The organism is Kineococcus indalonis (assembly GCF_009906395.1).
Classification (GTDB): Bacteria; Actinomycetota; Actinomycetes; order Actinomycetales; family Kineococcaceae; genus Kineococcus; species Kineococcus indalonis.
Genome location: NZ_JAAALM010000061.1, coordinates 1 through 12,305, shown reverse-complemented (window position 1 = coordinate 12,305; position 12,305 = coordinate 1). Strand labels below are relative to the sequence as shown.

Annotated in this window: 14 protein-coding genes; 8 read left to right on the top strand and 6 right to left on the bottom strand. The window is 74.5% G+C overall.

What is annotated here, in order from left to right:
* Positions 1–64 precede the first annotated feature (64 nt).
* The 8 genes from GTR00_RS05285 (at position 65) to GTR00_RS05250 (ending at position 8,058) form a co-directional block, all read left to right on the top strand.
* The gene (locus GTR00_RS05285; protein ID WP_166610584.1) at positions 65–487 is read left to right on the top strand and encodes a DUF1810 domain-containing protein; all 423 of its coding nucleotides are present in this window, start codon (positions 65–67) and stop codon (positions 485–487) included.
* 313 nt (positions 488–800) lie between these two features.
* Positions 801–1,406: a PIG-L deacetylase family protein gene (locus tag GTR00_RS05280; RefSeq protein WP_205705103.1), complete on the top strand. Its 606-nt coding sequence runs from the start codon at positions 801–803 to the stop codon at positions 1,404–1,406.
* 183 nt (positions 1,407–1,589) lie between these two features.
* Positions 1,590–2,240 (top strand): WbqC family protein, encoded by a 651-nt coding sequence (locus GTR00_RS05275; RefSeq protein ID WP_166610582.1) that lies wholly within the window; start codon positions 1,590–1,592, stop codon positions 2,238–2,240.
* Entirely contained in the window at positions 2,237–3,484 is a 1,248-nt protein-coding gene (locus tag GTR00_RS05270; RefSeq protein WP_166610581.1) for a nucleotide sugar dehydrogenase, read from the top strand. Before GTR00_RS05275 ends, GTR00_RS05270 begins: the two co-directional genes overlap by 4 nt.
* Positions 3,481–4,497: a polysaccharide deacetylase family protein gene (locus tag GTR00_RS05265; protein WP_166610580.1), complete on the top strand. Its 1,017-nt coding sequence runs from the start codon at positions 3,481–3,483 to the stop codon at positions 4,495–4,497. Before GTR00_RS05270 ends, GTR00_RS05265 begins: the two co-directional genes overlap by 4 nt.
* Positions 4,478–5,893: a glycosyltransferase family 2 protein gene (locus GTR00_RS05260; protein WP_166610579.1), complete on the top strand. Its 1,416-nt coding sequence runs from the start codon at positions 4,478–4,480 to the stop codon at positions 5,891–5,893. Before GTR00_RS05265 ends, GTR00_RS05260 begins: the two co-directional genes overlap by 20 nt.
* Before the next feature lie 113 nt (positions 5,894–6,006).
* Entirely contained in the window at positions 6,007–7,146 is a 1,140-nt protein-coding gene (locus GTR00_RS05255) for a LamG domain-containing protein (RefSeq protein WP_166610578.1), read from the top strand.
* A gap of 93 nt (positions 7,147–7,239) precedes the next feature.
* Positions 7,240–8,058 (top strand): hypothetical protein, encoded by an 819-nt coding sequence (locus tag GTR00_RS05250; RefSeq protein ID WP_205705102.1) that lies wholly within the window; start codon positions 7,240–7,242, stop codon positions 8,056–8,058.
* A 17-nt stretch (positions 8,059–8,075) separates the two neighbouring features.
* Here the strand turns inward: GTR00_RS05250 and GTR00_RS05245 are convergent, their stop codons facing one another.
* The 6 genes from GTR00_RS05245 to GTR00_RS05220 all read right to left on the bottom strand — a co-directional run.
* Positions 8,076–8,651: a serine hydrolase domain-containing protein gene (locus GTR00_RS05245; RefSeq protein ID WP_166610577.1), complete on the bottom strand. Its 576-nt coding sequence runs from the start codon at positions 8,649–8,651 to the stop codon at positions 8,076–8,078.
* 236 nt (positions 8,652–8,887) lie between these two features.
* Complete coding sequence (locus GTR00_RS05240) at positions 8,888–9,646, bottom strand: ferredoxin reductase (protein ID WP_407659610.1); 759 nt, start codon at positions 9,644–9,646, stop codon at positions 8,888–8,890.
* Positions 9,619–10,215: a molybdopterin-dependent oxidoreductase gene (locus tag GTR00_RS05235; protein WP_166610586.1), complete on the bottom strand. Its 597-nt coding sequence runs from the start codon at positions 10,213–10,215 to the stop codon at positions 9,619–9,621. The genes GTR00_RS05240 and GTR00_RS05235 overlap by 28 nt, the downstream gene beginning before the upstream one ends.
* A gap of 41 nt (positions 10,216–10,256) precedes the next feature.
* Positions 10,257–11,036 carry an SDR family NAD(P)-dependent oxidoreductase gene (locus GTR00_RS05230; protein ID WP_166610576.1) on the bottom strand — a complete coding sequence of 260 codons (780 nt, stop codon included), beginning with the start codon at positions 11,034–11,036 and terminating at the stop codon, positions 10,257–10,259.
* Between the two features lie 61 nt (positions 11,037–11,097).
* On the bottom strand, positions 11,098–11,829 hold the full coding sequence (locus GTR00_RS05225) for a cupin domain-containing protein (RefSeq protein ID WP_166610585.1): 732 nt from the start codon (positions 11,827–11,829) through the stop codon (positions 11,098–11,100).
* Positions 11,826–12,305: sugar phosphate isomerase/epimerase family protein (locus tag GTR00_RS05220; RefSeq protein ID WP_166610575.1), on the bottom strand; the 480-nt coding region annotated here is incomplete at its 5' end. The genes GTR00_RS05220 and GTR00_RS05225, both read right to left, overlap by 4 nt.

The following is a 12,305-nucleotide window of genomic DNA, read 5'->3' as shown; positions in this document are numbered from 1 at the left end:
CTCCGGGGCCGCTCGGGGGGCGCTCCGGCGGGTGCTCCGGGCGCCGCCGGTGCAGGGTGGGGGTGTGGACGACCCCTTCGACCTGCAGCGCTTCGTCGACGCCCAGGAGGGCACCTACGAGCGCGCCCTCGCCGAGATCGCCGCCGGCCGCAAGACCTCGCACTGGGTGTGGTGGGTCTTCCCGCAGGTGGCCGGGCTGGGCAGCAGCGCGACCTCGCGGCGCTACGCGCTCTCCGGGCTGCCCGAGGCGCAGGCGTACCTGGCGCACCCGGTGCTGGGGCAGCGGCTGCGCGAGTGCGCGCGCGTGCTGCTGGACCTGCCCGGCCAGGACCCGGTGGCGGTGCTCGGGGAGGTGGACGCGGCCAAGCTGCGCTCGTCGATGACGCTGTTCGCCGCGACCGACCCGGAGGAGCCGACGTTCGACGCGGTGCTGGAGAAGTTCTTCGGCGGCGAGCGCGACGGGCTGACCGAGGACCTGCTGGCCTGAGCGCCGGGAGCGGGCGGGGGCTGCGCGACCCCCGGAGGGGGGATGTTCCCCGTCACTGCGCGTAGCTTCCGACTACCCGAGAGTAGGGAATTACGCAGGGTGACCCCGAGTTCCGCCGAACCCCTCCCGCGCCCCGCCGCTGCGTGGTAACACAAGGTCCTCACTTCACCGCAGACACACAGGCAGGCTCAGCGATGAGACGCACTGTTCACGTGGAGCACGACCGGGCCCGCACCGGCGGCGGGCACCCGCCCGCGGCGGAACGGCGACGCCCGCGATGAGGGCCGACCGGGGGGGTCGCGTCCGCAGGCTCGTGGTGGCACCGCACTGCGACGACGAGGTGCTGGGGTGCGGCGGGCTGCTCGCCAAGTACGCCGACCAGTGCGGCGTCGTGGTGCTCGCCGAGCCGGACACGTTGCGCACCAAGGAGTTCGAAGAGGCCCGCGAGGTCCTCGGCTACTCCGCCTCGTGGCTGCTGAACCTGCCGGACGGTTCGGTGGGGGCCGACATGACGGCCCTGGTGGGGATGGTCGACCACCTCATCGACACCTGCCGGCCCGAGGAGGTCTACCTGCCCTTCCCGTCCCTGCACCAGGACCACGTCGCCGCCTACGAGGCGGGGATGCGGGCCTCGCGCATGGCGATGGGGACGCGGCACTGGTTCACGCCGACGGTGCTCGTCTACGACGTCGCCGCCTACGACCTGACGCTGTACCCCTCGGACCTGCGCTGGAACTACTTCGAGTCGTTGACCGAGGACCAGGTGGACCGCAAGGCCGAGGCGTTCACCTGCTACCAGTCGCAGGTGGCCGCCGGACCGCACGCGTGCAACGAGCTGAAGTCCACCGCGCGGTCCCTGGGCAGCCAGCGCCAGACCGCGTTCGCCGAGCAGTACGCCCTGGTGCGGACCATCCGGTGAGCAGCACCGGGAACCGGGCCGGGGAACCGGCCGGCAAACGGACCGGGGACCGGAACAGGCACTGAACCGGGCCGCGGCGCGCGGGGGCGCGCGGCGGCACCGGAGGACCGATCGAGGCGGTGGAGGGTCTCCACCGCCGCCGCGCCGCACGGCACGGCTCGTCGCACCACCACGGGGGGAACGATGATCGTCGCCAGCCACCAGGCGGACCTGCTGCCCTACTCGGGTTTCTGGTACAAGATGGCCAAGGCCGACCTGTTCGACCTGAAGATCTTCGACCAGTTCGTCGACCGCGGTTACCAGCGCCGGGTGAGGATGCGCGGGGCCTGGGCGTCCATGCCGGTGCTCGGCAACCCCAAGTACATCCCGATCAACGAGGTGAGGATCGACCCGGTCGAGTCGCCCAAGGCGCTCGCCAAGCTCATCCACGGCCGGTACGTCGGCTCCAGGAACTGGGACAAGTACGGGCCCATGTTCGAGGACGCCGTGAAGTCCATCCGCACCGACCGGCTGTGGCACTTCAACGTGGAACTCATCCTGCTGGTGCGCGACGTCCTGGGCATCCGCACGCCGCTGTCGATGAGCGTGCCCACGGAGGGGCGCGGCAGCGTCGGGCTGGTGAGCGTCCTGAAGACCTACGGCAGCCCGACCTACCTGTCGGGCAACGGCGCGCGCGCGTACATGGGCGACTGCCGCGAGTTCGACGAGGCGGGGATCCGCGTGATCTGGTCACCGCACGCACCCGTGACGGGGGACTCGATCCTCTCGGTCCTCATGGACCACGAGGACCCCCTGCAGGTCGTCCTCGCCGAGCACGAGGAGGGAACGTCATGAGCCGTGTCGTGGTGGTGGGCCTGGGGTACGTGGGGCTCCCGCTGGCCGTGCGCGCGGCGCAGGCCGGGCACCGGGTGTTCGGCCTGGACCTGGACCGCGCGAGGGTCGAGGCCCTGCGGTCGGGGCGCACGTACGTGGAGGACGTCACGAACGAGGAGCTGCAGGACGTGCTGGCGCGGGGGGTCTTCCGCGCCTCGGCGGAACCCGCGCCGGACCTGCTGCACTTCGACGTGGGCGTCATCGTGGTGCCCACCCCCCTGCGCGCGGGTGAGCCGGACCTGTCGTGCGTGGAGGCCGCCGGGCGCACGCTGGGCAGGTTCCTGCGCCGGGGCGGCACCGTCGTGCTGGAGAGCACGACGTACCCGGGCACGACCGAGGGGATGCTGACGCAGGTCCTGGAGGAGGAGAGCGGCCTGCTCGCCGGCAGGGACTTCCACCTGGGTTTCTCCCCCGAGCGCATCGACCCGGGCAACAGGGTCCACACGCTCGCCAACACCCCCAAGCTGGTCTCGGCCACCACCCCGGAGGGGCTGGCCGCGGTGCGCGGCTTCTACGACACGGTCGTGGAGCACACGGTGCCGGTGAGCAACCCGCGCACCGCGGAGATCACCAAGCTGTTCGAGAACGTGCAGGCCAACACGAACATCGCCCTGGTGAACGAGGTGGCCGAGCTGTGCCGGCTGCTGGACATCGACGTCTGGGAGGTCGTGGACGCCTCCATGACCAAGGGGCACTCGATGGCCCGCTGGACGCCCGGGCCCGGCGTGGGCGGGCACTGCCTGCCCGTCGACCCCATGTACCTGGCGTGGTTGGCCCGAGAGGAGCTGGGTCGGCCGTTCCGGTTCGCCGAGCTGGCGCAGCAGGTGAACGAGGAGCGGCCCGTCCTGGTGGCCCAGCGCGCCGTGGAGCTGCTGGCCGGTGCGGGCGGCAACCGCGTGCTGGTGCTGGGCACCGCCTACAAGCCGAACGTCGGGGACGTGCGCGAGAGCCCGGCGGTCGACGTGGTCCGCGAGCTGCGGGACCGCGCGCTGGAGGTGACGGTGGTGGACCCCCACGTCGAGAGCTGGTCGCTGACGCCGGTGCTGCCCCTGGAGGAGATGGTCCCCTCGCTGCCGGGTTTCGACCTCGTGGTGGTCGTGACCGACCACGACGACTTCGACTTCGAGAAGGTCGCCTCGGAGGCGCGCCTGGTGCTGGACTGCCGCCACGCCGTCCGGGCGTCGAGCAACGTCGTGCGCCTGTGAGGTTGCGCGCCACCGTCCTGCTCGCCGTGGCCGCCGCCGTGCTGGGGCTGCCCGGCGCGGCGCACGCCGCGGCCCCGGCCGGGTCGAGCCCGACGCCCGGTGGGGAGCTGGTGCTGCCCGCGGGCGCCACCGTGGTGTCCCTGACCTTCGACGACGGCTTCAGGAGCCAGGAGGTCGCCGCCCGGGTGCTCGCCGACAAGGGGATGGCGGGGACGTTCTACGTGAACTCCTCCTCCATCGGCTACCCGGCCTACCTCACCGTGGCGCAGCTGCGGGGCATCGACGCCGAGGGCCACGAGATCGGCGGGCACGGCCTGGACCACGAGGCGCTCACGGAGCTGCCCGCCGACGCCGCCAGGAGGCAGGTCTGCGACGACCGCGCGACGCTCGCCACGTTCGGCTTCGACCCCCGCAGCTTCGCCTACCCCTACGGCGCGTACAGCCCCGAGGTGCGGCGCGTGGTGCAGGACTGCGGGTACAGCAGCGCCAGGACCTCCTCCGGGCTCTACGACTCCCCCGAGCTGTGCTCCTCCTGCCCGAGGGCCGAGGACCCCGCGACCGCGGACACCTGGCGCATCCGCACCAGCGGCACCACCACGGAGCCGGCGCTGCTGCGGCAGCGGGTCCTGCAGGCGGAGGGGTCCGGCGGCGGCTGGGTGCCGCTGGTGTTCCACCACGTGTGCACGTGCCCGCAGGAGGGCGAGTCGGCGATCACTCCGGTGGACTTCGCCGCGTTCGTCGAGTGGCTGGCGGCCCGGGGTCCGGGGACGCGCGTCGCGACGGTCGGCGCGGTCGCGGGGGGCGGGCTGCGCCCCGTGGTGGGCACGCCCCTGGAACGGCTCGTCGCCGCGCCGCCCGTCCCGCCGGGGGCGCGCACGGCGGCGTTCACGGTCGCCGGGGTCGCCGTCAGCCAGTCGAACGTGATCGCGGCGGGGCTGGTGGTGGCCACCGGCGCGGTGGTCGCGTACCGCCGCGGGACGAGGAGCAGGCGCTATGCCCAGCACACGCGGTAGGCACGTGCGCGCCGGGAACCGGTTCCGCCCGCTGGCCGGCCCGAGGAGGTCCGCCGAGCGGGTCCCGGGGCACACCACGCGCCCCGCCGCGCGCGGCCCGGCGCCCGGGACCTCCCGCCGCAGCCGGCCGCTGCACGGGCGGCGCCGCGCGCTCGCCCTGGCGGCCCCGGCGATGTTCCTGGTGTACGCGGTGTGGAGCTACGTGGGCTGGGCCTCGCTGGACGTGGCGTTCCTCGTGGGGTTCTTCGCGCTCAACGCCGCCCTGGTGACCTGCTTCCTGCTGGCGGGGTCCTCCTGGCGCAGCTTCTCGCACCTGCCTGCCGCGCACGGCCGGGTGCTGTGCATCGTCCCGGTGTACAACGAGGAGGACCACCTCGTGCACGCGGCCGTGCGGGCCCTGCTGCGCCAGACGATCCTGCCGGACGAGATCCACGTCGTGGACGACGGCTCGGTCACCCCGCTGCGCCCCTTCGACGACCCGCTCGTGCAGTGGCACCGCATCGCGAACTCCGGCAAGCGCCACGCCCAGGCCCACGTCCTGCGCAGGTTCGCGCCCCGCGAGTTCGACTTCGTGCTGACGGTCGACTCGGACTCGGTGCTCGACGACGACGCGCTGGAGCGGATGCTGGAGGCGATGAGCGACGATCGGGTGCAGGCGTGCACGGGCATGATCCTCATGCGGAACTGGGACGTGAACCTCCTCACCCGGCTCACCGACATCAACGTGGTCTGCAGCTGCCTGCTCTTCCGCACGGTCCGCTCGTGGCTGGGGATCGTCTCGCCCACGAGCGGGGCCATCGCCCTGTACCGGGCCGCGGTGATCTACGACAACCTGGACGACTACGTCAGCTCGGGCACGGCGGGCGACGACCGGCGCCTGTCGTTCTACGCGCTGCTGCGCGGGCAGGTGGTGGGCGTCAACGAGGCGGTCGTGGAGACCCAGCTGCCGACCACCTGGGACGGGGCCTTCCTCCAGCGCATGCGGTGGTCGAAGTCGGCGTGGCTGGGCACGGGCTTCGTGTGGACGAACCTGCGCTGGGTGGTGGTGCTCTTCTACACCTTCCCGCTGGTCTTCGCCCTGCTGTGGCCCCTGACGGTCGCCGTGCTGATCACGCTCTCGATCCGCTTCGGCAACCCGGCGCTGGCCTACGGGGTGCTGTACTGGGTGGTGTGCGCGGTGACGCAGACGGCCGTCTACGCCGTCTACCGCCCCAGCCTCACCCTCGCCCAGCGGCTGCAGCAGTGGGCGCTGTCCCCGGTGTACCCCGTCTTCGGCCTGGTGATCCTGCGCCCGGCGGCCTACGCCGCGCTCACCAAGCTGCGCTCGACGAGCTGGCACACCCGCGAGGTGGCGCTGCCGGCCGCGGGGGCCCGCGCCGACGCGCCCGTCCCGTGATCGGCGCGGCGCGGGGCCGGTGAGGGGCCGGACCGGCGCTCAAGGCGGGGGACCACCGCCCCGATACGTCCCCCATGACGACTTCCGGTCACCTTTCCGCACACTCCCCCGCGGTGTCGCGCCGCGGTTTCCTCTCCCTGCTCGGTGCCGGCGCGGCCACCGCCGCCTCGATGGCCTGCACGCCCTCGGCGCACGCCGCGGTCACCCCGAACTTCCGCGACGTCCTCACGAGCGTCCCGGGCCTGAAGCACTACTACCCGCTGGACAGCGCGAACCAGGCGCGCGACGTGGTCGGCGGGGTCCACGGCACCGTGCACGGCAGTGTCGCCTTCGGCACCCACGCGCGCTTCGACGGCAAGAGCTACGTCGAGATCCCCGACCACGACGACTTCTCCGTGGCCACCCGCGGCGCGCTGACCGTCGTCGCCTTCAACACGATCGACGACTGGAGGGGCGCCGGCGCCTCCGAGTACGTGCACTGGATGGGCAAGGGCTCGGCGGGATCGCACGAGTGGGTCTTCCGCCACTACGTCCAGGGCGGCACCGGCGAGGCGAGCAGCCGGCAGTACCGGACCAGCTTCTACCACTTCAACACCTCCGGCGGCCTGGGGGCGGGGTCCTACTTCCAGGACCCGGACGCCGCCGGCACCGAGCGCATGGTGGCCGGCGTGGTGGACACCACGACGATCTCCATGTGGAAGGACGCGCAGCTGCGCGACTCCGACCCGCTGTCGGGGTACAGCATCAAGCCGGGCAACGGCAGCGCCCCGGTGCGCCTGGGCACCCGCGACATGACCACCGGCTTCCTGGTGGGGCGGCTGCGCCGCGTGGCGTTCTTCGACCGCAAGCTGACCCAGGCCGAGCTGAAGCGCATCTACGACGCGCGCAACCTGCCCGAGTCGGGTTCCACCACCACGGCCCCCGTGGCCCCGGTAGGTCCGGCGAGCCCGCCGGCGAGCGGCACCCCGGTGGTCCGCTCCGGCACCGGCTCCTCGTTCCCGCTGAAGGGTTTCGACGTCTCCCGCACGGCCGACTCGCTGGTGGCGTACACGAAGGTGGGTTCCACCACCGGGACCAACCAGTACGGCACCGAGGTCGTCGTGCGCGACGGCCGCGTGGTGAGCGTCTCGCGCAGCCGGCCGGGCATCAAGGTGCCCACCGGCTCGATCGTGCTCAGCGGCCACGGCACGGCCCGCGCGTGGCTGGACGCGAACGCGAAGGTCGGCGCCTCGATCACCGTGCCGCAGCGGTAGTTCCCGCCCGGTCCGGGGGCCGCGCGCGCGCTACGGTGGGGCGTGCGTGGCTCCCGGTCGGCGGTGGTGGCGGCGTCCGTCACGCTCCTGCTGGTGGCCGGGGCGGTCTCGTGCGCTCCCGATCGCGGCGTCCGCCACCTGTACCCCTCCCTGCCGGGCGGCACGCACTGGCGGGCGGCGTGGGAGGAACCGCGCCGCTTCACGGACGTGGACCCGCGCGACCCCTGGTTCGTCACCGAGGGTTCGGGCTCCTACGCGGTGGCCGACGGTGAGCTCGCCGTCAGCGGCGCCGCCCCGCGCATGTACGTCCGCGACCCGGCGCTGCGGCACCAGTGGCGCGACGTGGAGATCACCGCGTACTTCATGCGCCGCGCCGACGCGGGGGTGCCCTACGCCGGCATGACCGCGGTCGCCCGCTCGAACCACGGGGCGACCGGCCGCGTGGAGGACGACCTGTGCGACAGCCGCGGGTACGGGGCCCGCATGCGCTACGACGGGCTCATGGACTTCGAGAAGGAGACCGCCCACCCGGCCAACGAGGCGGCCGCCACCAAGGTCCTGTGGCCCAACGGCATGCCCACGGGCGTGTGGTTCGGCTACAAGTTCGTCGTGTACGACCTGCCGCGCGGCGCGGTGAAGCTGGAGCTGTGGCTGGACACCTCCGACGGCGCGGGCGGGGGCCGCTGGCGCCTGGTCGACGAGCTGGTGGACGACGGCGGCGTCTTCGGCGACGAGGCGTGCGCCGAGGGGGTCGACCCGGCGATGCCGCTGACGGCGTCGCCGGACCGGCCCGGCTCGGAGTCCGGCCTGCCCAACGTGAGCGTGTACTTCCGCAGCGACGGCGTGGACGAGCGGGGCCTGCTCTACAAGCGCGTGAGCGTGCGGGAGGTCCAGGCCCCCCGCGAGGGCTGACGGACCGGGTGGCGGGCTCAGTCGCAGAACACGGTGCCCGCCGCCTCCTGGAGGCCCAGGAGCTCCCCCGGGCCCGGTGCGCTGGACAGGGAGGCCGCCGTGGTGCGCTTCACCTCCGCGAGCAGGGCCGGCGGCAGCAGCCGGCCGTCCAGCAGGGCGTCGAGGAAGCGGTCCAGGTCCGCCGTGGTGGAGACCAGCTCCCCGGCGGAGGAGGCCACCGGGGGGTTCAGGTGGGTGACGTTGACGACCTGCCCGCCGATGCGCGCGTAGCCGTGGGCGTGCGGCGGGGGCAGGTTCACCCGGTCGCCGGGCAGGGAGGTGGGCAGCTCGGCCGGGTCGACGCCGGCGAGCAGCCCGGTGTGGTTCACCAGGCCGCTGGTGTGCTGCAGCAGCGTCCGGACGGTGATCCGGTCCCCGTCCGGCAGCAGGCCCGGCAGGTGGCGCTCGACGGGGTCGTCGAGGCCGAGGCGCCCCTCGGCGGCCAGCTGCAGCACGACCGTGGCCACGAAGGTCTCGGTGGTGCTGCCGGCGCGGAAGCGCCCGTCGGCGGGCACCGGGGTGCGCCGCTCGTGGTGGGCGCTGCCGCTGAGCACGACGGCCTGCTCGACGCCGCCCGGGGGTGCGGCGGCGGCGCCCCGTGGTGGTCCCGTTCCGCGTCATCTCGTCCTCCCGCTGCGGGTCCGCTGAGGGGACGAACCTCCCGCGCGCACCGGGCGCCGGACCAGCACCGGGGTCTGGCGCCCGCTCGCGCCGGTCCTCCGCAGGTCGTGGCCGCGGTGCGACGTCCGGACGACCCCGCGGGGCGGTCGACCGGGCGGTGCGCCGGTGCTCAGCGGGCCGCGCCGAACCTCTCGGTGCGGATGCGCCCGGCGCGGTGCCCGGCGGCCAGCAGCAGGTCCGCGACGGTCTCCACGAAGGCGGTGGGCCCGCACACGTAGCAGGTCGGCCCCTGCTCGGCGGGCAGGACGGCGCGCGCCAGCCGGGCGGCGTCCAGGCGGGCGGGCGGGCGCCGGTCGCCCTCGGGGGCCTGCCGGGTCCACACGGCCTCGAAGGAGAAACCCGGCTGGTCCGCACCGCGCCGCAGCAGTTCGGGCAGGTGCATGGCGGTGGCCGGGGTGCGCGCCGACAGCAGCAGCCGCAGCGGCACCGGTGAGCCGGCGGCGGCGTGGGTGCGCACCACCGACACCAGCGGCACCACGCCGGATCCACCGCCGACCAGCTGCACGGGGCCGGGGTCGCCCGGGCGCCAGACGAACCAGCCGCCCAGCGGGCCGGTGACCTCCAGCACGTCGCCGGGGCGGACCTCGTGGACGAGGAACGGGGAGACCTCCCCCTCGCCGAGCTCCTGCACGCCCACCTCCACGCGGGCGGGGCCGGGCCCGGTGGCGGCCGAGGCCAGGGAGTACGAGCGCACGGCCCGGTAGCCGTCGGGGGCGGTGAGGCGCACGTCGAGGTGCTGCCCGGCGAGGTGGCCGGGCCAGTCGGGGACCTCGAGCACGAGCGTGCGGGCGGTGTCGCTCTCGGGGCGGACCTGCACCACCCGCGCCGGGCGCCAGCCGTTCAGAGCGCGTACCTCTGCTCGCGCCACGGGTCGCCGTGGGCGTGGTAGCCCACCCCCTCCCAGAACCCGAGCTGCTCGGCGGTGGACAGCGTCAGCGAGCGCACCCACTTCGCGGACTTCCACAGGTACAGGTGCGGCACGAGCAGGCGGGCGGGCCCGCCGTGCACGGGCGCGAGGGGCTCGCCGTCGTAGCCGGTGGCGATCCAGGCGCGGCCGCCGAGCAGGTCCGCCACCGGCAGGTTCGTGGTGTAGCCGCCGTAGCAGGTCACCAGCGCGTGCTCGGCGGAGGTGCTCACGGAGGCGAAGAAGGCGTCCAGGGGGTGGCCCGACCAGCGGGTGCCGAACTTCGACCAGCGGGTCACGCAGTGCAGGTCGGTGACGACCTCCGTGCGCGGCAGGCGGTGCAGGCCGTTCCAGTCCCAGTGGTGCGAGCTGCCCGTCTCGGTGGTGATGGTGAAGCGCCACTCGCCGGTGTCCACGCGCGGGGTGGGCCCGGCGGACAGGACGGGGAAGTCGTCGGTGCGGTACTGCCCGGGCGGCAGCTCCTCGGTGCGCTCGCGGCGGCGTCCGGTGAAGCCGCGGGTGGCGGGCGGCACGCGCAGCTCCCCCGCCGGCCCGCCCGCCGGTCCCTCCGCGCTCACGGCAGGATCGCGTCGACGTAGCCGCCGTCGACGCGCACGGCGGCGCCCGTGGTGGCCGAGGCCAGCGGGGAGGCCAGGTAGCAGCACATGTTCGCGATCTCCTCCGGTTCGATGAGCCGCTGCAGCAGGGAGTGGGGGCGGTGCTCGCGCATGAACCGCTGCTGGGCCTGCTCCCAGGGCAGGTCGCCGGGCACGAGCTGGCGCACGAAGTCCTCCACCCCTCCGGTGTGCGTGGGGCCGGCCAGCACGCTGTTCACCGTGACGCCGGTGCCGGCGGCGGCCTTGGCGAAACCCCGGTGCACCGCGAGCAGGGCGGTCTTGGAGACGCCGTAGTGGATCATCTCGGCGGGGGTGACGACGGCGGAGTCGCTGGAGACGTACTGCACGCGGCCCCAGCCCCGCTCGACCATGCCGGGCAGGTAGTGCCGGGTGAGGCGCACGCCGGTGAGGACGTTCGTCTCGAAGTAGCGGCGCCACTCCTCGTCGGTGATGGCCAGCGGGTCGGCGGAGCCGAAGACCCCGAGGTTGTTCACCAGGACGTCGGTGCCGGGCACGGCCTCGACGAGCCGGGCGGTGCCCTCGTCGGTGGTGAGGTCGGCGTCCACCCAGCGGACCTCGCCCTCCACGGTGGCGGCCGCCTCGCGCAGCCGGTCCGGCGAGCGCCCCGTCAGCACGACGGCGGCGCCGGCGGAGGCCAGGCCGCGGGCGACGGCCAGCCCGATGCCCTGGGAGGAACCGGTCACCACGGCGGTCTTCCCGCTCAGGTCGATGCGCACGCCCGTTGTCTACCGGGCCGGGGCGGGCGGGGCCAGTCCCCGGCAGGACCACCCCGGCGGTTCAGGCCTCGTGGAACCCGTCGAGGTCCCACACCGACAGCCGCCCGCACACGCCGAAGCGCTCCCCCGGCACCGCGTCGGCGCCCAGCACGCGGGCCGCGGCCAGGTGGGCGGGGTCGGCGGCGCTCAGGGCGTCGAGGTGGCCGCCGGTGCGCTCGGCCTGGGCCAGGGGGCGCTGCCGCCACAGCTCGCGCCAGCCGGCGGCGCGGGGGGCGACCAGGCGCGCGGCGGCGGCGTGCAGGTCGGCCAGGGCGCCGGGGCCCTCGGCGGCCACGCGCTCGCGCCAGTGCGCGTACCCGGCCAGCGCCAGGTCGCGGCGGCGGCGCGCCTGCTCCGCGGTGCCGGCGCGGGCGGCGTCGGCGTAGGCGCGCGGGTCGGCGAGCACGTCGGCGGGGAAGGTGAGCACGGCGTCGCCGGCCTCGGGCAGCCCGGCGTTCTGCATGACGACGAGCAGGCGCAGGTCGCCGGAGGTGTTCACGAGGCGGTGCACGGTGCCGGGGGTGAACCACAGCAGCGCCCCGGCGGCCAGGGGGTGCTCGGCCCAGCCGGCGGAGGAGAGCGTCTGCACCGCGCCGGTGCCGCCGAGCACGACGTAGCCCTCGGCGGAGGCGGTGTGCAGGTGCGGGGAGCCGCCGCGCAGGCCGTCGGCGGCGAGCCAGTCGTACACGCGCAGGGCGGACAGGCCCACCCCGCCGGGGAAGGCGTCGGCGCCCTGAGCGCCGGGGGCGTTCAGACGCACTCCTCGAACCGCTCGCGCACCAGGCGCAGCACGTCGTCGGGGTCCTCGCCCCACCAGCGCGTGGAGAGGACCTCGACCTCCACGGGGCCGTCGAAACCGGTGGCGGCGACCTGCGCGGACAGCCGCGGCAGGTCCACCAGCCCCTCGCCCGGCACCCCGCGGTCCAGCAGCAGGTCGGAGGTGCCGGGCAGCCAGTCGGCGACGTGGTAGCCGAGCACCGCGCCGGCGGCGCGCTGCAGCTGCTGCTCCAGGGCCGGGTCCCACCAGACGTGGTAGGCGTCGACGACGACGCCGAGGGAGCCGGGGTGGGCGGGGCCCAGCTCCTCGACGAGGTCGAGGGCCTGCCCCAGGGTGGAGACGACCGAGCGGGCCGTGATCATCATCGGGTGCAGGGGTTCGACGCCCAGGCGCACGCCGCCGACACCCTCGTCCTCGTCTGCGGCCCGCTGCTGGACCACGACCTGCCCGGC

Coding starts and splice junctions, on each gene's coding strand:
- GTR00_RS05275 (WP_166610582.1), top strand. CDS start 1,590: ATGATCGTCGCCAGCCACCAGGCGGACCTGCTGCCCTACTCGGGTTTC.
- GTR00_RS05270 (WP_166610581.1), top strand. CDS start 2,237: ATGAGCCGTGTCGTGGTGGTGGGCCTGGGGTACGTGGGGCTCCCGCTG.
- GTR00_RS05260 (WP_166610579.1), top strand. CDS start 4,478: ATGCCCAGCACACGCGGTAGGCACGTGCGCGCCGGGAACCGGTTCCGC.